Origin of the sequence: Marinomonas maritima (assembly GCF_024435075.2) — a bacterium.
GTDB classification, from domain to species: Bacteria; Pseudomonadota; Gammaproteobacteria; order Pseudomonadales; family Marinomonadaceae; genus Marinomonas; species Marinomonas maritima.
Window position 1 is genome coordinate 618,084 of sequence record NZ_JAMZEG020000001.1, and the last position, 26,507, is coordinate 644,590.

Consider the following 26,507-nt stretch of genomic DNA (forward strand, 5'->3'; position numbering starts at 1 on the left):
AAAAAGAGGCGCCTAAAAACGTCATCTAGTTCACACCCATAAATTTATAATTACTGAATTATTGTTGTGATAGCCATTGATCTAATATTTTTAAAAGATCACATAATCGTAAAGAAAATGGATCAGGTTAGATATATGTCAAGACCTGTGCCGATTCTAAGTGGCTGAGATAGGATAATCTTTCAAAATCCTCTTACAAAATTACGAAAATATCTGATGTGGTTACTAAAGAAGGCGGTTTGGTTAAATATCTTTACATTTAGTGACACATCATAAAAAAGGCACATTAAATGTGCCTTTTTTATGATGCTATTTTTTTTCAACTTTGGGTAAACGAGTATCCTGTACGCTTTGTTTCAGTTTTTTAAGATGCGCATTGAATTCAGGGCCGCGCTTTAGAAGTACGCCTGTTGCCAACGCGTCGATCAAGGTTAAATAGACAATACGTGAGCTCATCGGTGTGTAGATGTCTGTATCTTCAGTCTCTTCAATTGGCAATACAATAGAACAGTGCTCAGTAAGCGGTGAATCAGGGTTTGTGATTCCGATAACCGTCGCTCCAGCTTCTCGCGCTACGCGTGCTGTTTCGATCAAAGGTAAGGTTCGGCCAGTATAGGAAATTATGACAATGGCATCGCCGGAATGAGAACCAGCAGCGGCCATACGTTGTACTAATATGTCGGTATAAGCGACCACAGGCATATTTAAGCGAAAGAATTTATGGTGGGCATCTTTAGCGACAGGGCCAGATGCACCTAAACCGTAAAACTCTATGCGGCGAGCCTGAGCTAATACATCAACCGCTCGGCTAATGAGGGCTTCAGGTAAAATATCCTGTGCTCTGGTTAGATTGTTTTTTGCGGCTTCAAAAATTTTCGCAGTGACGGCACCCGGAGCATCATCAGGTTCTACGTTTAAATTAACATAGGGAGTTCCTGTGGCGAGGCTTTGGGCAAGTGACACTTTGAAATCGGGAAAGCCGCTGCCTATTAGACTGCGACAAAAACGGTTAACTGTAGGTTCACTTACCTGTGCTCTGGCGGCAAGTTTAGCAATACTGGAGTGAATGGTCGTTTTTGGGTCGGCAAGAATGGCTTCTGCAACTTTTCGTTCAGATTTACTTAATGTGCTCAGTCGTTCTTGTATCTTACGAATAATGTCTTCGTGTTTATTCATTGATCTACTTCAATCTATTGACTCGGATGATTCTGTTCTTCATTCTGACAGCCGCTTCCAATTCTGGCAATAAAAAAGGATCTAAAATGAATAACTTAACAGCCTATTTCGATAAAATGGCTGGTATTTTACCTGAATTCGACAAAATTGAGGTGACGCCGTTTGAAGAAGGGTTCTCAAATAAAGTATATCGGCTAGATTGGAATGAATCCCCTCAAATGGTTTTACGTTTGCCAGACTTGGATGAAGTGGCTTTTCGTATCGATAGACAAAGTGAAATGAGCGTTTTACTTACCGCTGCAAGTGTTGGTATTTCACCACCCGTGATTTGGTATGATGAGCTTGGTGCTTTTGCTTGTGAGTTTGTTAATCAGCCTTCATTGGATTGGACTGTCGGGCATTCCAATAGCAGTATAGAGAGAATTGCAAAAGCCTTGGCGCAAGCACACACCTTACCAAAGGTGGATCATACTTTTTGTATTTATGAGTTGGTTGAGCATTATCTCCAATCGATCGAATCTCATGCTCTTATTGGTGAGAGTATTCAAAAAGAACTGGATTATTTATATGCCTTGCTTTCTAAGCTGTCGCGAGTTGAGTCCAGTTCATGCCGTGTTGTTTGCCATAACGATCTTAATCCTAAAAATATTTTAATGGATGATCAAATCATTTGGTTAATCGATTGGGAATACACTGGGATGGGCGATCCTTTGTTTGATTTGGCCGTACTGGCACGCTCTCATAATTTAACTCAAAATCAGCAAGTTCATTTGATCGCCAGTTATGATGACTCCCTTGATATAGAAGTAACGCTGAACAGAATAGCCCAATACAGTTTGGCTTACTCATTGCGAGAGATGGTTTGGTTGCTACTGAAGCACGTAGTGACACCTGAAGACACGTTGTCACTGGAATATTATTATGAATTTAAGGTAACACCAACACTTAACCCTTTTATCGTTCTAGATGATAATGCAGTGAAGGCGCGAAGCTAGATGATGAATATAACGAGTGATTGGAATGATTACTTAGCGGATGAGTTTAAAAAAGATTATATGCAATCTTTGCAGCAATTTTTACAAGCTGAAAAGCAGAAGAAGGCTTTGTATCCTGATGAATTGGAGTATTTTACTGCTTTAAATTCCACGCCTTTTAGTCGGGTCAAGGTCGTGATATTGGGTCAAGACCCTTATCACGGAGAAGGGCAAGCGCATGGCTTGTCCTTTTCAGTGAAACCTGACGTAAAAATACCACCGTCGTTGATGAATATTTATAAAGAATTGAACATGGATTTGGGTATTACGCCGGTGGATCATGGTTATTTATTACCGTGGGCGGAGCAAGGTGTCTTATTACTAAATAGCATTCTAACGGTAGAGGCAAGAAAGCCGGGCTCTCATCAAAACAAAGGCTGGGAAATTTTTACAGATAAAATTATAGAGTTGATCAATGAAAAGCACGAAGGTGTTGTTTTTATGTTGTGGGGAGCCTATGCGCAAAAAAAGGGAAGACACATTGATCGTAAAAAGCATTACGTATTAGAAAGCGTTCACCCTTCGCCCTTGTCTGCTTATCGTGGGTTCCTAGGGTGTCAGCATTTTTCTAAAGCCAACAAATATCTATCTCGTATTGGCAAAGAGCCGATAAAATGGGCGTTGGATCCAATTGATAAAAAGCTCACTGTAAAGAAAACTGGTCAGATAACCTTGCCGTTCTGATGTGTTCCAAGCTAAGAAAATGGCGTCCATGTGACGCCATTTTTGCTTTATAGACTGTGCTTATTTCTTTATGTCTAACGGATAGGGAAGTGGCAATAAGGTGACGTCCTGATTGCCCAACAAAATTTTATCCATTTCGTTTGGTTCAATATTCAAAATAATTTGGGCAAAGTAAGTCTCTTCGATATTCGTTACGGCAAAGACTTGACCGATAGTTTTGCCTTGCCCATCAGTGATGTCCAACGTGGCATCTCTATGTCCTTGCCATGTACCCAAAATTAACTGCTTCTTAGACTTACCTCGATATTGCATTCGCGCAACGATTTCTTGTCCGGTATAACAACCCTTGGTAAAGCTGATGCCGCCGGTACTTTGCATGTTGAGCCACTGAGGTAAGATAGCTTCACTTTGCTCTAAAGTAATAAGTGGGCGAGCAGCCAATATTGTCAGAGCCGCCAGTTCTTCATTTTTTTCTTCGACCGTCGTGTTCCCTTGATTGGTAATGAGCCACTGGATTTCTATTGGGTCATGGCAAAGTGTCAGAGTGATTGTTTCATTATTGTGAGTTGTGATGAAGCGCTCAGGCAACGTTCTTGAAACCGTGTCAATGCGTTGTGATGTAATTCTTGTATGTATTACAAAGGTATCTTGGTTGTCTATCAATTCAGCTTTGAAAAATACGGCATATTTTCTTAAATGTAATAACGTTTTTTCGATCAAGTCTTTTGACATTAACATGAGAATATCATCGTTCTCTTGAACGAGGTAAAAGCTGGAAATAATACGACCTTTGATACTGCAAATTGCACCGTATAACCCATGATCGTGAGACAATTTATTGATGTCGCAGGTTATTTGGCCTTGTAAAAATTTTCTAGAGTCCGGGCCAATAACACGTAAAACACCGATATTTTGTTGTTTTGCAATGATGTCTTTGTTCAGTAGTATTGGGTCAATGATGTTTTGAAGCGAGATCATAAAGCTTTCCATAAAAAGATCGGGCATGAAAAAGGTTCGCAGCTTATACTGCGTGAACAGCTTATCAGTGATGCCTATTCTTGTATTTTCAATAGCATTAGCCTAAAGATTTTAGTCTACCTCTAGTTCTGCAAACTGAGTTTGTACTTTAAGCAGTTTTGGAAGTTCCTGTAGAAGTAAAGGGGGGAGTGCTGGATCAAAATGTTTTCCACTTTGCTCCATAATGTAATTAATCGCTTTTTCTGTAGACCATGCTTTCTTATAAGGACGCTCGCTAGTCAAGGCGTCAAACACGTCGACTAATGCAACGATTCGTCCTTCGATTGGAATCTCTTCGCCGGACAAACCATTCGGATAACCTGTGCCATCCCACTTTTCATGGTGTGTCATAGCAACGGAATGAGCCAGCTCTATAAGGTATGAGCTGGGATTGGATAAGATTTCTCCCCCTATTTGAGCATGGGTCTTCATTATTTCGTACTCTTCAGCGGTGAGCTTACCTGGCTTAAGTAGTATATTATCCGCTATGCCTATTTTACCGATGTCGTGCATGGGGGCCGCCATCATTAGATCTTCTGCTGACTCTTCACAAAAGCCGTAGGCTCTTGCAATGATTTTTGCAAAGCGACTCATGCGCTGTACATGCATGCCCGTTTCATTGTCTTTGTATTCTGCTGCTCGTCCTAGGCGATGTATTAAATCGATATGAGTAGTGAGCAGTTCGTCTGCTTTAATCAAAGACAGGTGTGTCTTTACACGTGCTAAAACAATGGACGGTATAATAGGTTTTACAATGTAGTCAACGGCCCCAATTTCAAACCCTTTTTCTTCGTCAATACTGTCTTTGAGCGCAGTAACAAAGATCACTGGGATATCCGCGGTTGCAGGGTTTTGTTTGAGCCGCTCGCATACTTCCAATCCTGTCATTTCTGGCATCATGATATCGAGTAATATAAGATCAACCTGTTCTTTTTCGACTAATTTTAGGGCGTCCTGTCCTGAACGGGCAAAAGATAAGCGATATTTAGCGGCCTGTAGAACTTGTTTTAACACTCTTAAATTTGTTGGCTCATCATCTACCAATAGAATGCGAGGGGCCTGTTTGCTGCCAATTCTCATCTATCGGACTCCTTTGCTATTAATTTTTTTAAGTGCGTCAGTGTAATGATGGCACTATTGAAATCAAAATCGCTGATTGCCTTGCTTACTTCAATTGCTTGTCTTTTCATTGCTTTTGGCACGCTACTGATAAGCAAATCTATGTTTTCGTCATCCACTTCTCCCGATTCTGCAGAAAGGGTGAGGATATCGAGTAGAGATAATAATTCTATTTTTGAAAACATGACTTGAGTACTTATTGGTTGAACTTGTAAGTCGGCACCAAGTTTTTCCTTCAGTTTCTGCAACTCTTCCATGAACTCTGATAATGAGGAGGACAAACTCTGAATGTTTTTTAAGCATAGATCATAATTTTTTGTTTGTGCTGTGCGCTCTATTTTCACCATCGAATTGGAAATATTTAGTAGTGCTAGATTTCCAGATGTTCCTTTTATTGCATGTGCTAATGTGTTGATTTCTTCATATTCATGAGCGGATAAGAGTACTAAGAGTCTATTTATTAAATCGGCGTTGTGTGAGGCAAATTTTGACAACTCAGTTACATAAATTGGCATTTCACTCCATAGTGAAAGGCCCTTACTGATATTGATTTGTAGATTATTATGGTCGCTGGCAGCCTCATCAATGCTTTCTTGATTAAGCAATATTGGCGTTTCGTTTAGCACTCTTGCCATTTCGGCAACCAAAGTATGGATGTCTATGGGCTTGTTTGCAAAACCGTCCATCCCTGCCTGTTGTGCTTCTAATTTATCTTCTAAAAGCACGTTTGCGGTTAAGGCGATGACGGGCGTATGACGGAGTTGGTTTTCTTTCTCATATTGTCTGATAACTTGAGTCGCCATTAAACCATCCATATTAGGCATTTGAATGTCCATTAGAATGATATCAGGTGCTAAGTTTTTAAATTGTTCAATGGCTTGAATGCCATCTTTTGCTAAAAAGATAGCATGCCCTTGTCGTTTTAAAAGTAGGGTAAGCAATGTTAAGTTTTGTTCTATGTCATCCGCGAGGAGTATTTTTTTAGGCGTGATTATTGGCTGCTGAAATAATGTTACCTCTTTAGGCATTTCAGACTCTATTAAAGGTAAATCGAAATAAAAGTAGCTACCAACACCCATGTTGCTTTTAGCATGAAGTTCTCCGCCCATTAATGTTACTAGCTGTTTTGAAATACTGGTGCCTAATCCAGTGCCGCCAAAACGTCGACTCATGGAAGCATCGGCTTGTGTAAACGGATCAAAAATACTCTTCAAGCGTTCTGGAGGAATACCTATGCCGGAATCTTGTACACTAAAACGTATGCTGTTGTTACTGTTTTGGGAGACGGTTAGGGTTACATGACCCTTTTCGGTGAACTTTATGGCATTGCCTAAAATATTCATTAGTACTTGTCGTATGCGGTCTTCTGCGCCTAAATAAGCTCGCGCAACATCAGCCTCTATTTCAAAGTGTAGTTCTAAGCCTTTATTTCTTGCTTGTAGCCACAGCGTTGATATCACCGTGTCTACCATGTTAGCAAGTACAAATACTTGCATATCTAACTCTAATTTGTTTTTTTCTAATTTGGCGCTGTCAAGAATGTCGTTGAGAAGGTGAAGCAGAGATCGAGCGGATTTACTGATGGTGGCTAGGTGTTTTTTGTTTTCACCCGATACATCAGAATCTAACAGAATATCTGAAAAACCAATGATAGCGTTCATTGGGGTGCGTATTTCGTGGCTCATGTTTGCCAAAAATGACGATTTACTTTCCGCAGATGCTTCCGCTTTTATTTTTGCTAAACGTAGTTCATTTTCTATCTCAATACGTTGTGAAATGTCTAAAATGACACCATCAATCCATTCAGGATCGCCTTTTTCATTGTAAATAACAGAGCCACTTTCCAGTACCCAAACATAGTGGCCTTCTTTATGTCTTAAACGATACTCTATTTTATAGGTTTGGCGCTCTTCAATTGCTTTGTCGACAACAACTGCAATGTTCTTTAGATCATCTGGGTGAACCAGTTTTCCAAAGGAGACGTCGTTATTATAAAAGTCAGCAGTGCCCCACCCTGCGACATCATAAATAGCATCACTTACGAAAATGGCCGTCCAATCTTTATCCATTAAGCAACGAAATGAGGCTCCTGGAATATTTTTAATTAAAGAGCTGTATTGTTTTTCGCTTTTTTTGATGGTTTCTTCCATCGATTTTCTAATAGAAATGTCATTAATAAAAGCAACAAAGAGTGTTTCGTTGTCGGGAGTATCAACACGGCCGATTCCCATTCTGATTGGAAAAACGCGACCATTTTTGTCTATAGCGAGAATTTCTCTTTCAGTACCCAGAACGCTTGTCTCGCCGGTTTTTCGGAACATGGCTAAACAATCATTAAATTCGTCGCTATATTTCTGGGGAAATAAATGATTGAAGGGCCGATGGATAATGTCTTCTTCCTGCCAACCGAAAATAGTATAGGCTGCTTTATTTAGTTCTTTGATAGTGCCATTACTGTCAATAGTGATGATGCCATCAATCGCTGTATCCAATGTTGTTTTTAATCGTACTTCACTGGCGGTTTTTTCTAATAATAGCTGACGGTACCGTAACTGAGAGGCAATATTACTCGCAAGAATAGAAAGCAATAAAGTAATAGTGGCAACGACAAAGGAAAGGTAACTGTTGGGGTTATTTGATATGTGCGTCATTTCTACATCGTTGGATGAGATGAAGCGTGCTCCCGCCATACCCGCATAGTGCATTCCTGAAATAGCAGATCCCATGATCAAAGCGCTGATGCTACTTACCCACTTTTGACTGAGACCTGTCCATAACCTTCCGACGTAGTACTGTGTGGACAGCGCAATAAAAGCAAGTACGACGGCTATGATAATAGAACAAAAGAACCAAACTGGGTCATACCTAAGCTCAACATCCATTCCCATGGCTTCCATGCCGATATAATGCATAGTGCCAATACCGCCGCCGACGAGTACACCATTAATTAGTAATTGCCAAACACTTAAGTTTGGCTTGATCAGTCTCTTTAATGTGACGTAAGAGGCTAAAATGCTAGGTATTAAAGAAACAGCCGTAAGTAATGGGTCATAAGAAACAGGGTGTCCCATGTTGAATGCCAGCATACCAACAAAATGCATGCTCCAAATGCCGCCGGCCATAATAAAAGAGCCAGACACGAGCGCAATGTTTTTGTATTTTTTGATAACAATGTGTTGTGCAATGGAAGCGAAGTGAAGAGCAAAAAATGAGGCCACTACAGCAAGCACAATGGAAAGAGCAACAAGGAGGTAGTCGTAGTCTCCTATCATTAGGTTGCTATTATCTGCCTGGGTGACGAAAAAATGATTAAGCCATTGCATCAAGCTATTTATTACCTGTGTGATTAGTTATTTTGAAGAAATTAATTCATCAAAAGGTCTGTGTGTTTTTTAGTGACCTCTTGGGCTCAGTTTATACTTTTTTTTAAACGGCATTAAAGTTAACTTTTTCTATTGTCTAACGGTACAAAAAAGGCCAATTGGTCAGGTATCGTTGACTCTATTCACTATTCTTTCGAATATAGAAAAATAGAAATGATATGAGCATAGAATGCCATATTCAAACACAAAGCCAATAACAAATTTTAATAGAATGAGTAATAAAATGTATTTAGGTCTTGATCTTGGAACATCGGGTTTAAAAGGCGTCGTTATTGACGACAAAGGCAATGTTCTGGCACAAGAGTCAGCTTCTTTGATGGTCAGTAGTCCCAATGCCACTTGGTCTGAGCAGGACCCTTTATCGTGGTGGCAGGCGTGTGTTGATGTGATTGAGCAATTACAGCAGCGCTTGGATTTGAGCAAACTAAAAGCATTGGGGTTATCAGGGCAAATGCATGGTGCCACATTGTTAGACAGCCAAGGCGATGTTTTGCGACCTTGTATTTTATGGAATGATGGTCGTAGTCAGGCGCAATGCCAAGCCTTGATGGCGGAGTTTCCTGATTTAATCGAGCGTTCAGGCAACCTTGCTATGCCGGGTTTTACCGCACCTAAAATACGCTGGGTGCAAGAAAACGAGCCAGAGGTCTTTGCAAAACTCGCTTTTGTATTGTTACCCAAAGATTATTTGGCTTATCGCCTAACGGGCGAGATGTCATCGGATTGTTCGGATGCGGCGGGAACCTTGTGGCTGAATCCTGAAACTCGTCAGTGGGACGATGTTTTATTGGCCGCGACGGGTTTAACACAAGCGAATATGCCTAAGGTTTTTGAAGGCTGCGATCTCGTGGGCGTACTATCGGAAGAGGTTGCTCAGCGGCTTAAATTGCCCCAACTACCTGTCGTAGCGGGCGCTGGCGATAATGCCGCAGGCGCGGTCGGCATGGGGGTCACGAATCCTGGACAAGGTTTTATCTCATTGGGCACATCGGGCGTGTATTTCACTGTCAGCGAATCCCACAAAGCGAATCCAGAAAATACCGTACATGCGTTTTGTCATGCATTGCCGAACCGTTGGCATCAAATGGGCGTGACATTAAGCGCAGCAAACTCATTGGCTTGGTTTTCTAAGTTGGTGGGCAAAACCGTTCCTGAATTACTGGACGGACTAGAAGATTCAGGCCTTCGGCGCACCAGTGTTCTGTTCTTACCGTATCTGAGTGGTGAGCGCACACCACACAATGATCCATTAGCGAATGGGCAATTTGTGGGGCTGACGAATACGACAAACGTAGATTTGATGACATTAGCGGTACTTGAGGGTGTTGCGTTTTCTTTATTAGATTGTCAAAACGCACTGGACAGCGCAGGCAGTATTGCCGATGAGTTATCTTTGATTGGTGGTGGCGCGCGAAACGCGATGTGGCGTCAGATTATTGCTAATGTGCTAAACAAGCGACTTATTTATCGTGATGGCGGCGATGTAGGTCCCGGTTTGGGTGCGGCCCGTCTTGCGTTGTTAGGCGAGCAGCAAAGCCAAGGCAAAGACATTGAGCGACTTATTGCGGAATATTGCACTATGCCAGAAACATTAGAAGTTCATGAGCCAGAAGAAGCGACTAGATTGTACTATCAGGAAAAATACGATTTGTATCAGTCCCTTTATCAATCAACAAAAGGCCTAAGCGACAAGCTGGCTCTATTGTCCTCTTAATGAAAAAAATGCCGCTGACATAATGTATGCAGCGGCGTTTCGTTATTCTTAAGTGCCCTGTTATGAAAGAGGTATAACGCCTTCAATATGAATGTTGCTTTGTGTGCGGAAGTCCCTTGGCGTTACGCCTTTTAATTCATGGAATCGACGGTTGAAATTGGCCACATTGTTGAAGCCAACTTGGAAGCAAATAGTGGCGATTTGTTGGTCTGTTTCGATTAATAAACTGCAAGCGCGACTGATACGAACACGGTTTACAAACTCAATAAATCGATTGCCTGTGGCTTTCTTAAAAAAGCGAGAAAAGTGGCTGTCAGACATACAAATTAAGCTTGCTACACCTGAAAGGGTGATGTCTTGACTGTAATTTTTGGACACATAATCTACAACGGTATTAATTTTTTTCTGTAATGTTTCACTGGATTTCAAGTCAATTTGAACGGTTGAAAGTAAGCGATAACTACGGCTTTTAGCGAGTTCTTGTAAGAGAGGAAGAGAAAGGATTAACCTAGATAGTCCACTGGCATTTCGTACTTTTTGAAAGGTTTCTTGCAGGTATCCATGGTCTAGATCAAAAAATTCAATTCCTGATTTTGCTCTTGCCAGCATAGGTAGAATTTCTGCTAGCTCAGGTATGATTTTCATGCCATCCGAAAATGACTCATGGTGAAAGCGAATCACCATGTCTCTAAGCTGAACATCTTCTTGTTCGTTTTGACAGATCCAGTTATGAGGAAGTCTTGGTCCCGTTAAAATGAGCTGTCCCGGAGAATAGTTGCCAATATAATCGCCTATAAATACCTTTCCTGATGTCGCTACAATAAAGTGCAGCTCATAGTCATCATGGGCATGCCAGCGAATGAGATCGCTAGGGTAGCCATGCTCTAAATATCGAATGGTTTCGTTATCTTCAACGATTTCGTATTCAGGAGTGATGCGTTTGGCGGTATTAGACATAGTCTTTCTCATGGAGGCACAAATGTAAGGGTAGACTTTTTTGATCGTTTCTACGTTATCTTGCCACTTTATTTTTATTATTAATAATAAAATATCCCCAAGAAATAATGGTAAAACTGACTGAATCACCTTTATTTCTTGGAGTAGGTTGCCATTACCTAAGCGTGTTTTTCCATACTAGCCTGAATTTCTTGTGTCAGTTGCTCTACAAAATCAGGAAAATCAGTGGGTATGCTGCCCCATAGAAAACGATCGTTTGCAAAGGCTTGAATACCTGCTGCGTCATTACTAAAAGAAGCAAGTGCGGCTTTATTCGGTTCATGATATGGGGTTTTAATTTTACCTTCATTAGTGAGTTGAATAAATGTAAACCAACTGGCAATTCCTTGAATGGTTTTGATTGGAGTGCGGCCTCTGCGATAATTACCTTCTAATGTTGGAAATATAAAAATCGGAAATTTAGCATAACCATCCGTGCAAATTCGTTCTACCGTATCGCCAATGTTTGCATTACTGAAACGTTGAGCGATTATGTTGAAATAAGAGGGAAGGTCCACCACAGAATTACCAATGGCTGGAATCGAATCCTGCAGAATAAAGTCTGTAAAGTACTGGCTTAATTCGTTATCACGCATTGCTTCATCAAAATAGGTTAAGCCTTTTAATGCCGCTTGATAGGTGACACAAGTGTGCCCCGCATTCAATATGCGAATCTTGGCTTCTTCAAACGGTACAACGTCTTTGACGAATTGAACGCCGACTAGATCCAGAGAAGGTTTTTTGCCAGCAAAATTGTCTTCGACAACCCACTGGATGAAATCTTCACCCATGACGGTCATGTCATCGCCAATACCAAATCGAGTTTGCACGTCATCGACGTGTTTCTGGCTTGGTTTCGGCGTGATACGGTCGACCATGGAACAAGGAAAAGACGCGTTTTCTTTTAGCCATTCAGCCAATTTAGGGTCTTTTTTGGCCGCAATAAACTGCATCACCCCAGCTTCTAGCAATTCACCATTGTGACGAAGGTTATCGCAGCACAACAACGTAATTTTGGCTTTTGATGTTTCACTGCGTTTTTTAAGGCCCGCATAAAGAAACGCATAAAGTGTGTTCCGAGCGCCTTCGATGTCGGCTTTAATGGCAGGGTGATCCAACATTAAGGCGCGATTTTCATCGAGGTAATAGCCACCTTCGGTCACTGTGGATGTCACCAATTGTATGTTGGCATCCGCCAGTGCAGAATCGACGGCTTGTGGTGCTTGTGCGCCGTCAATTTGCTGAACAATAGAACGAATATGTTCGTACTTGGTGACGCCATCGGCCGCCATGGTTTTTAAGACATATTCGCCTTTTTGCTCGATGAAACGGGCGAATACCTGGCTGTCTTGTGGACGTATATTGACGCCAATAATCCCCCAGTTTTTCTCATTGTCGTGGGCTAATAGCCGGTCAAAATACACGGCTTGGTGAGCGCGATGAAACGCGCCCACGCCTAAATGTAATACGCCCGCTTGAATGGCTTCTTTTTGATACTCTTGAACAAGAAGTTGTTCTTTATTGAGCGAAGCTTGCAGATGATTTGCCATGTTACGCTTCCTCTGGAATCACAGAAATCACTTGATCTTTGTCGTTGAACAGAATGATCTCCTGTACATCTACCTTGATACTAACTTCTTGACCGTCTTTAAGTTCGGTACGTGCACCGGCTTTCACAATGATGGTTTGATCGTTAAGTAATTGAATGTGGGCGTAAGCTTCTGAACCTAGGTGTTCAACCAATTCGATTCGACCAGTCAGGTCTCCGCCTTCTGCTACCAAGCTCAAATGTTCAGGGCGAATACCCACAATAACGGATTCAGGCTGTGCGCCTTTTATACGATTCGCAGGGAAGTTAATGGTGTGGCCAAATAGGTCAAAGACTAATTCGTTTTCTTTGTGTGTGATTTTATCAGCAGGGATTAGGTTCATTTTTGGCGTGCCAATGAACTCAGCAACAAAGCGGCTGTTCGGCTTACGGTAAAGTTCCAGTGGTGTGCCTACTTGTTCGATTTGACCTGCGTTTAAGATCACCACGCGGTCGGCCAGTGTCATCGCTTCCACTTGGTCATGGGTTACATAGATCATGGTGGTGCCCAGTTTTTTGTGCAGACGTGCCAATTCCAAACGCATTTGTACACGCAGAGCGGCGTCTAGGTTGGACAATGGCTCATCGAACAAGAAGACTTTTGGCTGACGCACAATGGCGCGGCCAATCGCCACACGCTGGCGCTGTCCACCGGACAATTCTTTTGGTTTACGTTCTAGCAATGGGTCAAGTTGCAAAGACGCAGACACAAAGCGGACTTTTTCTTCGATTTCAGCGGCCGGCACTTTTGCAAGACGAAGGGCAAACGACAAGTTATCTGCCACGGTCATGTGCGGGTACAAAGCGTACGATTGAAACACCATGGCCAAGTCGCGTTTTGAAGAAGCCAGTTCAGTAATGTCGCGACCGTCTAGCTCAATGGTCCCGCCGGTGCTGGTTTCAAGACCGGCAATGGTACGAAGTAGGGTGGATTTACCACAACCTGATGGCCCGACGAATACCAAAAACTCGCCTTCGGTAATGGACAGGTTAATACCGCGAAGCGCGTGGTAGTTGTCGTAGTGTTTTTGTAAATCTGTAATCGTTAAATATGACATGTGAAAGCTTCCTAATAATTATTTTACGGCGCCGAATGTAAGGCCTTGGACTAATTGTTTTTGACAGAACCAACCAAAAATGACGATTGGAGCACACGCTAATGTTGATGCAGCAGACAGTTTCGCCCAGAACAAACCTTCCGGGCTCGAGTACGAAGCAATCATTGCGGTTAGCGGTGCGGCTTCCGACGCGGTTAAATTAAGTGACCAAAAGGCTTCGTTCCAACAAAGAACGATGGACAAAAGTGCTGTTGATGAAATGGCGCCAACAGAAAGCGGCAAAACCACTTTAACAACTTCGTCCCAAGGGGTTGCGCCGTCCATTCGTGCCGCCTCAAGAATCTCTTTTGGTAAATCTTTGAAGTAGGAGAACAGCATCCAGACTACGATTGGCAAGTTCATTAATGTAAAAATGATGATCAAAGCAAGGCGAGAATCGAGTAATCCATAGTCTCTGCATAGGATATAAATGGGAACTAATACACCAACAGCAGGCAGCATTTTGGTGGAGAGCATCCAAAGCAAAATGTCTTTCGTGCGTTTGCCAGGAAAAAATGCCATCGAGTACGCCGCAGGAATGGCGATGATCAATGCCAAAATGGTGGCACCAAATGAGGTAACGACCGAGTTCCAAGCGTGATGAATGTAGTCACTTCGTTCCTGAACAATTTTGAAGTTATCCAGCGTGGGTTCAAAAAACAAAGTAGGCGGAATCGAAATTGCCTGCAGCTCTGTCTTGAACGACGTAATAAACATCCAAAAGATAGGAAAAAATAACACTAAGGCAATCGTCCATGCGAACAAGCCAGTTAAAATGGTTTTGAGTTTTCGTTGTTGATTAAGAGTCATCGTATTTACCTCACACCGTTAGGTTTTTGCCAACGGCACGAATTAAGAAAAAGGCGACGATATTGGCCAGCAATACAGCAAACAAACCACCTGCAGAAGCCACACCAACGTCATATTGAAGAAGTGCTTGGTTGTAAATTAAGTACGCCAAGTTAGTGCTGTCGTACCCTGGGCCACCACCGGTCGAAACGAAGATTTCTGCAAACACGGCCAATAGGAAAATGGTTTCGATCATTACCACAACGGCTATTGGGCGCGCTAAGTGAGGAATGGTTAGGTAGCGGAAGATGTGAAAGCCTGTTGCGCCATCCATTTGAGCAGCTTCTTTTTGTTCCGTATCTTGGGATTGCAGCGCGGTCACAAAGACTAAAATAGCAAACGGAAGCCACTGCCAGCTCACCATGATAATCACGGACATCAGAGGATACGACGACAACCAGTCAATGGGTTCGAGTCCCAGTGATTGTGATATCCAGGCAAATATGCCGTAAACCGGATTCATCATCATGTTCTTCCAGATTAAGGCATTAACCGTTGGCATGATAAAGAAAGGTGAAATTAACAATACACGGACGATGCCTTGTCCGAAGAAAGGCTTGTCAATCAAGGCGGATAAAACGACACCAATAACCACGGTGATGATGAGTACTGACAGTAGCAGTATCAATGTATTGGCTACCGCAGGTATAAAACCAGGATCGGTGATAAAGAACTCAAAGTTCTGCAAACCGACGAAGTTATTCCGACCTGGGTACAATAAGTTGTAGCGTATTGTGGAAAAGTAAATGGTCATGGACAAAGGTATGACCATCCAAACCAACAGTAGTATGACTGACGGCGCCATTAATAAGCGGGTGATTGAGCGCTTCATGTTTTGTGTCTCTTATTATAAGCAGGAATATTCTCCTTAGAGGGGGAGAATTAGAAATAAGAAATAGGGCGTAAGCCCTATTTCTCTGTCAGTTGAGGCTAGTAATAACCCGCTTGACGCATTTGACGATCTGCTGATTTGTTTGCAGATTTCAACGCTTCATCCACCGTCATAGATCCAGCAAGGGCGCCTGAAATCATTTGACCAGCCGTTGTACCAATTGCTTGGAACTCAGGAATGGCAGCAAACTGAACTCCAACATAAGGGGATGGTTTTAGTGTGCTGTCGTTTGGATTAGCAGAGTTGATTGCTTTTAACTCTGCTTCAGCAAAAACGGCCGCTTTTTGGAATTTAGGGTTAGCATAAGTACTTGCTCGTGTACCTGTAGGTACTGCAGCCCAACCGTTCGTTTTACCAACGAGCTGGATGTACTCTTTAGACGTTGCCCAACGAACAAATTTTTGTGCAGCATCGGCGTTTTTAGTGGCAGCTGGAATACCAAGTGCCCATGACCAAAGCCAGTTAGCGCCTTTTTCTGTTACAGAAATAGGGGATTGAGCGAAACCAACTTTGTCAGCAACTTTACTTTGCTTAGGATCGGTTACAAAAGACGCCGCGATCGTAGCGTCAATCCACATACCGCATTTACCTTCATTGAACAAGGCTAAGCTTTCGTTGAAACTGTTGCTGCTTGAACCTGGAGGGCCATATTTCGTCAGCAAATCAACATAGAAAGTAACGGCTTCTTTCCATTCTTTTGTTTCTAGTTGAGGTTTCCAATTTTCATCGAACCAACGTGCACCAAAGGAGTTAGCCATGGCCGTCATAAATGCCATGTTGTCGCCCCAGCCCGCTTTACCACGTAAGCAAATACCGTAGATGCCTTTACTTGGATCATTGACGGCAGCGGCCACATCACGAATGTGTTCCCAGCTATCACGGTCATTGATTTCCATACCAGCAGCTTTTACAAGGTCTTTACGATACATGACCATAGAGCTTTCGCCGTAGAATGGTGCAGCATACATAGTACCTTCATAAGATAAACCACCACGAATTGAAGGGAGGATATCTTTAGCGTCGTAGCTGCCACTCGTATCAACAGGTTCTAACCAACCACGCTCACCCCAGATAGGCGCTTCGTACATACCGATTGTCATTACATCATAAAGGCCACTTTTGTTAGCAATGTCTTGAGTGACGTTCTGGCGTAATACACCTTCTTCCAAAGTTACCCATTTTACTTTGATGCCTGGGTTGGCTTTTTCAAATTCTGGTGTGAATTTTTGCATTTCGATCATGTGACCGTTGTTAACGGTGGCCACAGTGATTTGAGTTTCTGCGAAGGTGCTAGCGGCTGACATAGCGGCAGTAATAGATACAGCGTACGCTAGGGTTTTTTTGGTAAAGCGTTTCATAGGTTTTCCCCGTTTTGGAGTTTCTTTGTTTTTATAGTGGTACCTAATTTCCAGATAAGCATTTATCAAGGAACAATATTAATATAGGCCATGTCATAATTGCCCCGTTAATACATAAATCGCCAATACTAGTACTATTCTGTTCCATTTTTTTGATCTTGATGAATAATGAGTCAATATAATACTTCTTTATTTCTATTCTCTGAGCGGTATGTCTTTGTCTAATAAGGATTTATGTGACAAATATCAGTAAATTATCTTAAGTCGTTTTCGTTTTTTTTGTCTAAATAGCTATAATGATCAGATTCTATTTAAAAGGTAATGACATGAGTGAAACATCGGATTCATTGAGCTTTAAGCGTCTGAAATGGCAATGTCGTCGTGGTATGTTGGAGCTGGATATCCTTCTGGAACCGTTTCTTGATGAAGTTTATTTGACGCTTGAAGAGGAAGATAAGCAGCGTTTTCATAAGCTGATTGAATGTGAAGACCAAGAGCTTTTTCCTTGGTTCATGCAAAAAGAAAAGCCAGAAGATTCGGACCTTGCTCGCATTGTCGATATTATAGTGACTCGTGTTCAGCCTAAAAGCTACTGAGCTTAAATGCTCATGGATCTGCATTGCATTGTGGTTTGTCATGGCCTCAGTGTATGCCGCTCTATTTCACCTCTATTGGATGCCTGTTTTTTGGCGTGTAGTACTTTATATCCTTGCCGGTTTATTTGGCGTGCTATTTTTGTTTCGAGTTGTGCGCCAGTCGTCTCGCCAAATTGGGATCGATGAGCAAGGTGTGTTTTTGCTTGAACGCGGATGTTGTAAAAGATTGCTTTTTATACGATCAAATGACGTTCAGTTAATCGCTAAAGTGGATCGGTCTCAGTTTCTTTTGGATCGATTTTGGCCTGTTTATCGAGTAATTTATCGCGATAATGTGACACAAGTGCAATATCGAATACTGCGTTCTTTCGCAGCACAACAAATTTTGTTGCGCCGCAGCGAGGCGTTTAAAAAGCGCATGGATAGGCAGCAGGCGACCTAGTCTGCATTTTGAGGTGTTAATATCGTCGGTGAGCTAGTGATCTGCTTGTTCGGGTAATCTAGCGTGAAATGCAGGCCGCGACTTTCTTTTCGAGACATGGCCGAGCGTATGATTAAGTCTGCCACCATAGCTAAATTACGCAGCTCTAATAAGTCATTTGAAATTTTGTAATTGGCATAAAATTCTTGGATTTCAGACAGTAATAAATCGACTCGATGTTTTGCTCTAAGCAGTCGTTTGTCGGTTCTAACAATTCCCACGTAATCCCACATAAAGCGTCGTAGCTCTTGCCAGTTGTGGGTGATAACCACGTCTTCATCCGAGTTTGTTACCTTACTTTCATCCCAATCGGGAATGATAATGTCATTTGCTGGTAAGCGGTTTTCAGAAATGTGATGCGCGGCGGAGCGTGCAAAAACAATACATTCCAGCAGCGAGTTGCTTGCTAGACGGTTGGCACCATGAAGTCCTGTATAAGCAGTTTCGCCGATGGCATAAAGGTTTTCAATGTCGGTTGCACTGTGTCGATTGACGACCACGCCACCGCAAGTGTAATGCGCAGCGGGCACAACAGGAATGGGGCCTTTGGTCATGTCGTGACCATATTCTAGACAGCGTTTATAAATAGTTGGGAAATGTTCTTTAATAAATTCTGGATCTTTATGAGAAATGTCCAGTAGTACGTGGTGAACGCCAAGGCGTTTCATTTCATGATCGATCGCTCGTGCAACGATGTCCCGTGGTGCGAGTTCTTCTCTTTTATCAAACTTATCCATAAAGCGAGTGCCATCAGGCAGCAATAATTTGCCGCCTTCGCCACGAACGGCTTCAGAGATTAAAAATGTCTTGGCTTTTGCGTCATAAAGACAAGTAGGATGGAACTGATTAAATTCCATATTGGCTACTCGACAACCTGCACGCCACGCCATAGCAATACCATCGCCTGACGCTGTGTCTGGATTACTTGTATAAAGGTAAACCTTACTGCTACCGCCGCACGCAAGAGAGACAAAGTGACCGTGAAAGACCTCGATTACATCGTCGTCTAAGTTGAGTGCATATACCCCTACTGCGCGATTTGGGCCTGCGATGCCTAGTTTTTTAGTTGTCACTACATCAATGGCGACACGATCAGGATAAAAATCGATATTAGGATGATTAGTGGCGTTTTTGATGAGAGTCTTGGAAATAGCCATGCCTGTGGCATCGGCACTGTGAATTATGCGTCTGTGGCTATGTCCGCCTTCTTTGGTTAGATGATACTCCTCGCTTTCACCATAACGAGTGAATGGAACGCCTTGATCGATAAGCCAATCAATACTTTCTTTTGAATGCTCAACGGTAAAGCGTATGGCTTCTGGATCGCCAAGTTCAACGCCAGCGTCGATGGTGTCATTAATATGAGATTCAATAGTGTCTTTATCGGACAATACAGCGGCGACACCACCTTGAGCATACAAGGTTGATCCTTCTCGGATATCTGCTTTTGTCAAAATAGCCACGCGGTGATGATCCGCTAGCTCAAGAGCAAGTGTTAACCCTGCGGCTCCTGCGCCAATAATGACGATGTCGTATTTATAGTGTCGACTCATTGTATTGATCTAATTATGACTAAAAAATTAATGTTACTATTGTTGGCAATAAATAGTGAATACTTTCTGAGGTCGTATTTTGAATATTTACCATACTTCATGACTTAGAGTGGCTCTATTACTCTAAATCCCTAGTTTGGTCATAACAGGATGGGAACTCGTTTGATTAATTGTTGTCTTCTCTTGTAATAAGCAAGGGCGCAGATGAATAAGGTTTTAGTATGAGGTGCCTATGCCGCACGAAACGTCTTCCGATCAGGCGTTAGTTGAGAAAGTACAGCAGGGCGACAAACGGGCGTTTGATCTGTTAGTTGTCAAATATCAATACAAGGTCATCGGTTTAATTGGGCGTTATGTACAAGATAGAAGTGAAGTACTGGATGTCGCTCAAGAAAGCTTTATTAAGGCCTATCGAGCGATAGGCAGCTTTCGAGGGGAAAGTGCTTTTTACACTTGGTTGTATCGTATTGCCGTTAATACGGCTAAAAACTACCTTGTGAGTCGTTCTCGCCGTCCTCCAGAATCCGATGTTGAGTTGGATAATGAGGAGGTCTTCAGTATGTATGAAGCCTTAGCGGATATAGACACGCCAGAAGCAAGATTAAACAGTGATCGTCTTGAAGCCGCGATTAATTATGCCATTCAACATTTGCCAGAAGAGTTGCGTAGCGCATTAACCTTACGAGAATTTGATGGTCTGAGTTACGAAGATATTTCGTTGATCATGGAATGCCCCGTTGGGACGGTTCGGTCACGAATTTTTCGTGCCCGTGAGGCGGTAGAAAAACACATACGTCCGTTGTTGGATGGAGGAGAGTAGCCATGGCAAATTTCAATGATCGTTTCCCTGAAAACGATAGCCCCCCAGAAATGCTTTCTAGCTTATCGGCTATGTTTGATGGTGAAGCGTCGGAGCAAGATATTGAGCGTCTAGTTAAGGGCGATCATGCGGCGCTGAGTCGTCAGTTAGAAAGTTTTCATTTAATACAGCAGACGCTCCATAAAGACTCTGATGTTGCTGTTGGTCTTCAAGACAGTTTGGTCTCTCGTATTCGAGTAGAAATTGATAACGACGATACTGACACAGAAAAACAAAAGGTAAGATTAGGCAATGCCCCCATTCCTTTTGTTGTACCGATAAAAAACAACGCATCCCGCCCTGTTTGGCAGGTCATGTTGTCGGGTGTCGCGATCGCGGCGAGTGTTACTTTTGTGATCATTTTTGGTGGTAATGCGTTGTTAACAACAGATATTAACTCGCCTAATTTAATGGCTGAAGTCCGCTCACCTGCCAATAATTTGGTTATAACGCCATTGTCAGAATTGAATAAAGAGTCGTTGCTGGTGGATAACGTTAGGCTCCAGAATTACCTTAGGCAACACGCTGAGCAAGCGGCGATGACGGTAGGCCAAGGAATGATACCTATGGCTCGCGTCGTTAGTTACCCCATACAAGAGTAATTTATGAGAGTGTTTTTTCAATTGCGTATTATTTTCATAACATTATGCCTTGTTGCCTCAACCGTGGGGATGGCAAGCACGGCGGCTCCGGATGCACTGCAGCTGTTGAGAAGTATGACTCAGTCATTTAGCACACTGAGTTATGAGGGTGTATTTGTTCATTCTGAAGCTATGAACATGAACAGCATGCGTATTCGGCACGATGTGACGGGTGAGATTGAATATGAAAGCTTAGTGGATCTAGACGGTGATAAGGTGGAAGTTTTGCGCATAGATAACAATATTATTTGTGTCTATCCGAATGCGCATGTTGCTAATATGCGTACGCCATGGGTACCACCGTTTAAACGCTTCAAAGATGTCGAAAGCAATCGTTTAATCAAAGGCTATGAGATGATTGTAGGGGCGGATGTTAGTCGAATTGCTGGTCGTAATGTGGTGGCCGTAAAGTTGGTTCCAAAAGATCCGTATCGATATGGACATCAATTCTGGTTAGATCAAGAAAACCACTTTCTTCTAAAGCATGACATGATGAAAATGGATGGGCAGCTACTAGAAAGAATTCAGTTTACGTCGGTGAATTTTACCCCAGACTTGAAACATGACGATTTTGTCCCAAAAAAGGGTAGTTACTCTGAGCCAGTATTGGAAGTTCAACCAAGGCGCATAAAAAATCTTTGGCAGTTTGACTGGTTACCGGAAGGTTTTTCACTTGTTTGGCCAGAAGCCCGTGCTTTGAATCACGGTACCAGCATGCTTCTTTTATCTGATGGTATGGCGACAGTGTCTGTTTTTGTAGAGCCAATCATGAAGCCAAAAGCATTGTCTATCTTAAGTATGGGGGCGACAATGGCTGGAGAACGCAGTATTAAAGTCAAAGATCAGTTGTATCTGTTAACCATGGTAGGCGAAGTGCCAGAAGTGACCATAGAAAAATTGATGAATGTGTTTATGCCAAGGGCAGGCCATGATTGAAGAAACCGGAAGAGTGTTGTCGATCGAGGATGGTTTTGCTGACGTCGAAACTATTCGTACCAGCAGCTGTACTTCTTGTCGTGCCCGTCATGGGTGTGGTCATCATGCAATAGCACAAGTATCTTCTTCTAATCGAATGCGTATGCGTGCAATTGACCCGTTGGCAGTGAAAGTTGGGCAAAGTGTGGTAGTCGGTATTCCTGAGGACACCTTGCTACAAGCGTCTGTTTGGATGTATCTAATACCACTACTTGGTTTGATTGGCGGAGCTGCTTTACCTTCGATCTGGGGCGGAGAATCAGGCATTGCTGTTATTTTATCTATTTTTGGTTTCGCTGGTGGGTTATTACTAGCAAGAAATAAGTCAAAACAAGAAATTAACAATCTTGATTACTACCCAAAAATTTTACGAATTGAATCGCTTAAGGGTGATCAAATACCGTTGGTATTTACACCATAAGTGTCTAATTGTCTTCACCTGGCACTGTAATGAACTTGGTACGTCTTATAAGGAGACCAATCAATGAACAGATTGCTCAAACATGTTAGCGTGGTTTTTGTCAGTACTTTTATGCTGACGTCTATGCTTTCTCATGCGGCTTCACTCCCTGACTTTACGGAGTTAGTGGAAGAGGCCTCTCCCGCTGTTGTGAATATCAGTACGGAACAAACTGCTACCACAAAAACGGCTAATGAAGGAGGTCAGCAATTAGGGCCTAATAGCGAAGAACTCAACGAATTCTTTAAGCACTTCTTTGGCCAACAGCCTTTTGGTCAGCAAGCACCACCTCAACAGCAGGGACCACGAAGTTCATTGGGATCTGGTTTTATTATTTCCCAAGATGGCTATGTGCTGACGAATAATCATGTGATTGATGAGGCGGATGTTATTCATGTACGCCTAAACGATCGCCGTGAATATATTGCTAAATTAGTGGGAACAGACCCTAGAACGGATCTAGCGTTGTTAAAAATTGATGCCGATAATTTGCCTATCGTAAAAATGGGTGATTCAGACAAGCTGAAACCCGGACAGTGGGTGTTGGCCATTGGTTCACCGTTTGGCTTTGATTACACGGTTACTGCGGGGATAGTCAGTGCAACGGGGCGAAACCTGCCGTCTGACAGTTATGTGCCTTTTATCCAAACGGATGTTGCCATTAATCCAGGTAATTCTGGTGGGCCTTTGTTTAACCTAGACGGTGAAGTAGTGGGAATTAACTCACAAATCTACACCCGTTCTGGTGGGTTTATGGGGGTGTCGTTTGCGATTCCTTCTAATGTTGTGATGTCTGTTGTTGATCAGTTAAAACAAGACGGTAAAGTGTCTCGAGCTTGGTTGGGCGTATTGATTCAGGATGTGAACAATGAGTTGGCTGAATCTTTTGGTTTAGATCGACCAAGCGGCGCGTTAATTAGCCGAGTGCTACCGGATTCCCCAGCCGAAAAATCTGGCTTGAAGTCTGGCGATATTATCATGGTATTTAATGGTAAAAAAATCGAGCACTCTGCAGAATTACCTTATGTTGTGGGTCAGATGAAAGCGGGCGAAAAAGTCGATGCAAAAGTATATCGAGATGGAAAAGAGCAAACTATTTCTGTCACGTTAGAAGCCAGACCAAACGATCCGAAAGCACTGGCTCAGTCTCAACAAGATCAAAATCGTCTTGGTATGATTGTAGGGGAAGTTCCTGCAGACATGGCAAAGAAGTTTGATATTGAGAGTGGTGTCATTATTGAGCAGGTTATGGGTGGAACAGCAGCACGTAATGGCCTTCAACAAGGTGATGTTATTACCATGCTGAATGGTAAACGTATTGATGGTGTCGCTGCTTTTACTGAAATTGCCAAGGCAATTCCGAATGATCGGTCTGTACCAATGCGTGTTATTCGACAAGGTTATCCCATGTTTATCCCATTTAAAATTGTGGAATAAAGAATAGGTGAAATGCAAAAAAGCGACCATTTGGTCGCTTTTTTATTGCCTTGTTAAAGCGCGTAAAGACTAAAGTGCTTTTGAGAAGATTTTAGAGTTACGTTGATAATTGTACAGTGCTTGTTTTTGTGTGGGTAAGCTCGCCAGTGTTGTTTCGCTAAAGCCGCGTTCGATAAACCAATGCGCGGTTCGAGTGGTTAACAAAAAAAGTGTATTGAGTTTCTGATATTTTGCGGCTTGCTCAATGCCTTTTAATAAGCGTTCCCCACGGTTTGATCCTCGATAATCGGGCGACACCGCTAAACACGCCAATTCACCTGCGTATTCTTGCTCAAATGGATAAAGTGCTGCACAGGCAACAATGGCGCCATCGCGTTCGATAACAATAAAGCGATCAACTTCATTTTCTAGTAGTTCACGGGATCGTCTTACTAATACGCCTTTCTCTTCCAATGGTGTTAACAAAGCCATCATGCCGCCGACGTCATCAATATGCGCGGGGCGTAATTGCTCATAGCTGTCTTCATCTATCATGGTGCCTGAGCCTTCGCGAGTGAAGAGTTCTCTTAGTAAACCACCATTTTCATTATAGGAAATCAAATGTGCTCTGGGCACGCCCTGACGAACAGCTTGAACACAGGCATCTAATGCTGCGTGGGTAATACTTGGTAATGACTTTTCTTTCAAAATGACTTCAGCGTCTTTTGTTAACAGTTCAGAGTACAGTTCGCCGTTGCTTTTAAACACACCTTCTTCTTCAGAGTAGATAACTAACTTATCCGCTTTAAGCTGAATCGCTGCTTGGATGGCGACATCTTCACTTTTTAAGTTAAATACTTCTCCCGTTGGCGAAAAACCAAGGTGCGGTAACAATACCATATTGTCATCTTCTAACAGGCGAAAAATCGCTTCAGTGTCGATGCGACGCACCTCACCTGTATGGCCATAATCGATGCCATCAACTACGCCTAACGGTCTGGCGATGACATAATTACCACTACAGACTTTTAGTCGAGCTCCATCCATAGGTGTATTCGAAAGCCCCATGGAAAGCTGTGCTTCAAGTTGTACACGTACTGCCGCTGACGCTTGGATAATGTCCAGAAGTTGATCTTGTGGCGTGACGCGATAATCGTCCTCGACACGGCTTGGTAAATGTCGGTTTGACAAGATTCTACTGATTTGTGGGCGCGCGCCTTGGACTAAGACCAAGCGTATTCCCAAGGAATCTAATAAGGCGAGATCATGAATAATGCTTGAAAAATGAGCACATTCAACGGCCTCTCCTGGAATTAGGATAACAAAAGTTTTTCCCCTATGAGCATTAATATAGGGGGAAGAATGGCGGAACCAGTCCACATAATTAAGTTCTTCAGGCACGCTGTTCCTCATTGTCTTACTTATTAGGTTGAAGGCAAAAACGCTGGATTAAACCGCGTATTACCTGTTGCATGGGTTGAATCTGATCCAACGCCATGAATTCGTTTGGTTGGTGGGCTTGATCAATAGACCCCGGCCCTAATATTAAGGTTTCCATTCCCATTTGGTTTAGGAAAGAACCTTCTGTTGCGAACGCCACTGTACTGGCTTGACGTTTTGTTAAGGCTTCACAGGCTTTTATGATATCCGATTCGATTGGCGTATAAAAAGACGGAACATCAGGAAATAAACTATTTAACTGTATTTTTGTTCCTGTCTTTTCTTCTATACGAGGTAGTAGTTGAGCAATTTCCGCCATTAATGCTTGGTTACTCATGCCGGGTAGTGCCCTTAAATCAAATTCCAGTTCACAACGACCACAAATTCGGTTGGGGTTGTCGCCGCCGTGAAGGCAGCCGAAGTTCATGGTGGGGTAATCGATAACAAAACTGGCGTCGCGATAGTTTTTTTTAAGCTGCTGACGAAATACCATAAGTTCCGACATCACTTCATGCATGGCATCCAATGCATTGTTTCCCAAAGAGGGATTAGAAGAATGCCCCGATTGTCCTGTTATTTGGATGCGTTCCATCATAATGCCTTTGTGGGCGTAAATGGGCGTTAATGAAGTGGGTTCGCCGATCAAGGCGTATCTCGCCTTGATCGAACCTTGTTCTACCAGAGCGCGAGCACCTGACATTGAGCTTTCTTCGTCAGCGGTCGCTAAAATAATAAGCGGCTGTTTGAGGTCAGAAAGCTGCATTGCTTGTATCGTATCTAACACAATAGCGAAAAAGCCTTTCATGTCACAGCTGCCAAGGCCATACAGTTTTTGGTCTCTTTCTTCTAATGAAAAAGGGTCAGACTGCCAGCGGCCTTCGTCATAGGGAACCGTATCGGTATGACCAGCAAGCACCAAACCACCATCACCGCTACCAAGCGTGGCTATCAAGTTGAACTTATTAGGCTGGTGTGGCAATGGCATTATTTCACACTGGAAGCCTTGCGAGCTTAACCAACTTTCAAGCAATTGAATCACGCCTTTATTTGACTGATCCCAGTGCGCTTGACTACAACTGATAGATGGCGATGCAATAAGTTGCGACATCATACTAATAAGAGAGGGAAGTGCGGGCATAATGATGCTCCTTGTAGTTATTGTCTAATATTACTACCGTA

General features: G+C 42.8%; 23 protein-coding genes. 10 read left to right on the forward strand and 13 right to left on the reverse strand.

What is annotated here, in order from left to right; genetic code table 11:
* Positions 1-309: 309 nt before the first annotated feature.
* On the reverse strand, positions 310-1,176 hold the full coding sequence (locus M3I01_RS03050; protein WP_255894106.1) for a MurR/RpiR family transcriptional regulator: 867 nt from the start codon (positions 1,174-1,176) through the stop codon (positions 310-312).
* 86 nt (positions 1,177-1,262) lie between these two features.
* Between M3I01_RS03050 and M3I01_RS03055 the strand changes: the two genes are divergently transcribed.
* Together M3I01_RS03055 and ung are read left to right on the forward strand one after the other, a co-directional pair.
* Positions 1,263-2,171: a phosphotransferase gene (locus tag M3I01_RS03055; protein WP_255894108.1), complete on the forward strand. Its 909-nt coding sequence runs from the start codon at positions 1,263-1,265 to the stop codon at positions 2,169-2,171.
* Positions 2,172-2,894, forward strand: coding sequence for a uracil-DNA glycosylase (gene ung, locus M3I01_RS03060; RefSeq protein ID WP_255894109.1), 723 nt, complete (start codon positions 2,172-2,174; stop codon positions 2,892-2,894).
* Between the two features lie 60 nt (positions 2,895-2,954).
* On the opposite strand, the gene ygfZ is transcribed toward ung, so the two are convergent.
* The 3 genes from ygfZ to M3I01_RS03075 all read right to left on the reverse strand — a co-directional run bounded on the left by ygfZ (position 2,955) and on the right by M3I01_RS03075 (position 8,302).
* Entirely contained in the window at positions 2,955-3,872 is a 918-nt protein-coding gene (ygfZ, locus tag M3I01_RS03065; protein WP_255894110.1) for a CAF17-like 4Fe-4S cluster assembly/insertion protein YgfZ, read from the reverse strand.
* A 111-nt stretch (positions 3,873-3,983) separates the two neighbouring features.
* Positions 3,984-4,991: a response regulator gene (locus M3I01_RS03070; protein WP_275564911.1), complete on the reverse strand. Its 1,008-nt coding sequence runs from the start codon at positions 4,989-4,991 to the stop codon at positions 3,984-3,986.
* Positions 4,988-8,302 carry an MHYT domain-containing protein gene (locus M3I01_RS03075; RefSeq protein ID WP_255894112.1) on the reverse strand — a complete coding sequence of 1,105 codons (3,315 nt, stop codon included), beginning with the start codon at positions 8,300-8,302 and terminating at the stop codon, positions 4,988-4,990. The genes M3I01_RS03070 and M3I01_RS03075 overlap by 4 nt, the downstream gene beginning before the upstream one ends.
* 334 nt (positions 8,303-8,636) lie before the next feature.
* Between M3I01_RS03075 and xylB the strand changes: the two genes are divergently transcribed.
* The gene (xylB, locus tag M3I01_RS03080) at positions 8,637-10,127 is read left to right on the forward strand and encodes a xylulokinase (protein ID WP_255894114.1); all 1,491 of its coding nucleotides are present in this window, start codon (positions 8,637-8,639) and stop codon (positions 10,125-10,127) included.
* Positions 10,128-10,187: 60 nt separating this feature from the next.
* Here xylB and M3I01_RS03085 read toward each other — a convergent pair whose 3' ends face one another.
* The 6 genes from M3I01_RS03085 to M3I01_RS03110 form a co-directional block, all read right to left on the reverse strand.
* Positions 10,188-11,084, reverse strand: a complete 897-nt coding sequence (locus M3I01_RS03085; RefSeq protein ID WP_255894115.1) for an AraC family transcriptional regulator — start codon at positions 11,082-11,084, stop codon at positions 10,188-10,190.
* Positions 11,085-11,242: 158 nt separating this feature from the next.
* On the reverse strand, positions 11,243-12,673 hold the full coding sequence (locus tag M3I01_RS03090; protein WP_255894116.1) for a mannitol dehydrogenase family protein: 1,431 nt from the start codon (positions 12,671-12,673) through the stop codon (positions 11,243-11,245).
* Between the two features lies 1 nt (position 12,674).
* On the reverse strand, positions 12,675-13,769 hold the full coding sequence (locus tag M3I01_RS03095; protein WP_255894117.1) for an ABC transporter ATP-binding protein: 1,095 nt from the start codon (positions 13,767-13,769) through the stop codon (positions 12,675-12,677).
* 18 nt (positions 13,770-13,787) lie between these two features.
* A complete protein-coding gene (locus M3I01_RS03100; protein ID WP_255894118.1) occupies positions 13,788-14,618 on the reverse strand; it encodes a carbohydrate ABC transporter permease in 831 nt (276 codons plus the stop codon).
* A gap of 10 nt (positions 14,619-14,628) precedes the next feature.
* The gene (locus M3I01_RS03105; RefSeq protein WP_255894119.1) at positions 14,629-15,489 is read right to left on the reverse strand and encodes a carbohydrate ABC transporter permease; all 861 of its coding nucleotides are present in this window, start codon (positions 15,487-15,489) and stop codon (positions 14,629-14,631) included.
* 98 nt (positions 15,490-15,587) lie between these two features.
* On the reverse strand, positions 15,588-16,907 hold the full coding sequence (locus M3I01_RS03110; RefSeq protein ID WP_255894120.1) for an ABC transporter substrate-binding protein: 1,320 nt from the start codon (positions 16,905-16,907) through the stop codon (positions 15,588-15,590).
* Between the two features lie 326 nt (positions 16,908-17,233).
* Between M3I01_RS03110 and M3I01_RS03115 the strand changes: the two genes are divergently transcribed.
* On the forward strand, positions 17,234-17,503 hold the full coding sequence (locus M3I01_RS03115; RefSeq protein ID WP_255894121.1) for an FAD assembly factor SdhE: 270 nt from the start codon (positions 17,234-17,236) through the stop codon (positions 17,501-17,503).
* 40 nt (positions 17,504-17,543) lie between these two features.
* Positions 17,544-17,945 (forward strand): hypothetical protein, encoded by a 402-nt coding sequence (locus M3I01_RS03120; RefSeq protein ID WP_255894122.1) that lies wholly within the window; start codon positions 17,544-17,546, stop codon positions 17,943-17,945.
* Here M3I01_RS03120 and nadB read toward each other — a convergent pair.
* Complete coding sequence (gene nadB, locus M3I01_RS03125; RefSeq protein WP_275564912.1) at positions 17,942-19,537, reverse strand: L-aspartate oxidase; 1,596 nt, start codon at positions 19,535-19,537, stop codon at positions 17,942-17,944. The two genes, M3I01_RS03120 and nadB, sit on opposite strands and share 4 nt — an antisense overlap.
* A gap of 232 nt (positions 19,538-19,769) precedes the next feature.
* Between nadB and rpoE the strand changes: the two genes are divergently transcribed.
* The 5 genes from rpoE (at position 19,770) to M3I01_RS03150 (ending at position 23,909) form a co-directional block, all read left to right on the forward strand.
* Positions 19,770-20,357, forward strand: a complete 588-nt coding sequence (gene rpoE / locus M3I01_RS03130) for an RNA polymerase sigma factor RpoE (protein WP_112140746.1) — start codon at positions 19,770-19,772, stop codon at positions 20,355-20,357.
* A gap of 2 nt (positions 20,358-20,359) precedes the next feature.
* Complete coding sequence (locus tag M3I01_RS03135) at positions 20,360-20,998, forward strand: sigma-E factor negative regulatory protein (RefSeq protein ID WP_255894123.1); 639 nt, start codon at positions 20,360-20,362, stop codon at positions 20,996-20,998.
* Between the two features lie 3 nt (positions 20,999-21,001).
* Positions 21,002-21,973 carry a MucB/RseB C-terminal domain-containing protein gene (locus tag M3I01_RS03140; RefSeq protein ID WP_255894124.1) on the forward strand — a complete coding sequence of 324 codons (972 nt, stop codon included), beginning with the start codon at positions 21,002-21,004 and terminating at the stop codon, positions 21,971-21,973.
* Positions 21,966-22,433 carry a SoxR reducing system RseC family protein gene (locus M3I01_RS03145; RefSeq protein ID WP_255894125.1) on the forward strand — a complete coding sequence of 156 codons (468 nt, stop codon included), beginning with the start codon at positions 21,966-21,968 and terminating at the stop codon, positions 22,431-22,433. The genes M3I01_RS03140 and M3I01_RS03145 overlap by 8 nt, the downstream gene beginning before the upstream one ends.
* A 63-nt stretch (positions 22,434-22,496) precedes the next feature.
* The gene (locus M3I01_RS03150; RefSeq protein WP_255894126.1) at positions 22,497-23,909 is read left to right on the forward strand and encodes a DegQ family serine endoprotease; all 1,413 of its coding nucleotides are present in this window, start codon (positions 22,497-22,499) and stop codon (positions 23,907-23,909) included.
* Between the two features lie 69 nt (positions 23,910-23,978).
* Here M3I01_RS03150 and argA read toward each other — a convergent pair whose 3' ends face one another.
* Both argA and argE read right to left on the reverse strand, forming a co-directional pair.
* The gene (gene argA / locus M3I01_RS03155) at positions 23,979-25,301 is read right to left on the reverse strand and encodes an amino-acid N-acetyltransferase (RefSeq protein ID WP_255894127.1); all 1,323 of its coding nucleotides are present in this window, start codon (positions 25,299-25,301) and stop codon (positions 23,979-23,981) included.
* 4 nt (positions 25,302-25,305) lie between these two features.
* Positions 25,306-26,466 carry an acetylornithine deacetylase gene (gene argE / locus M3I01_RS03160; protein WP_255894128.1) on the reverse strand — a complete coding sequence of 387 codons (1,161 nt, stop codon included), beginning with the start codon at positions 26,464-26,466 and terminating at the stop codon, positions 25,306-25,308.
* Positions 26,467-26,507: the final 41 nt, after the last annotated feature.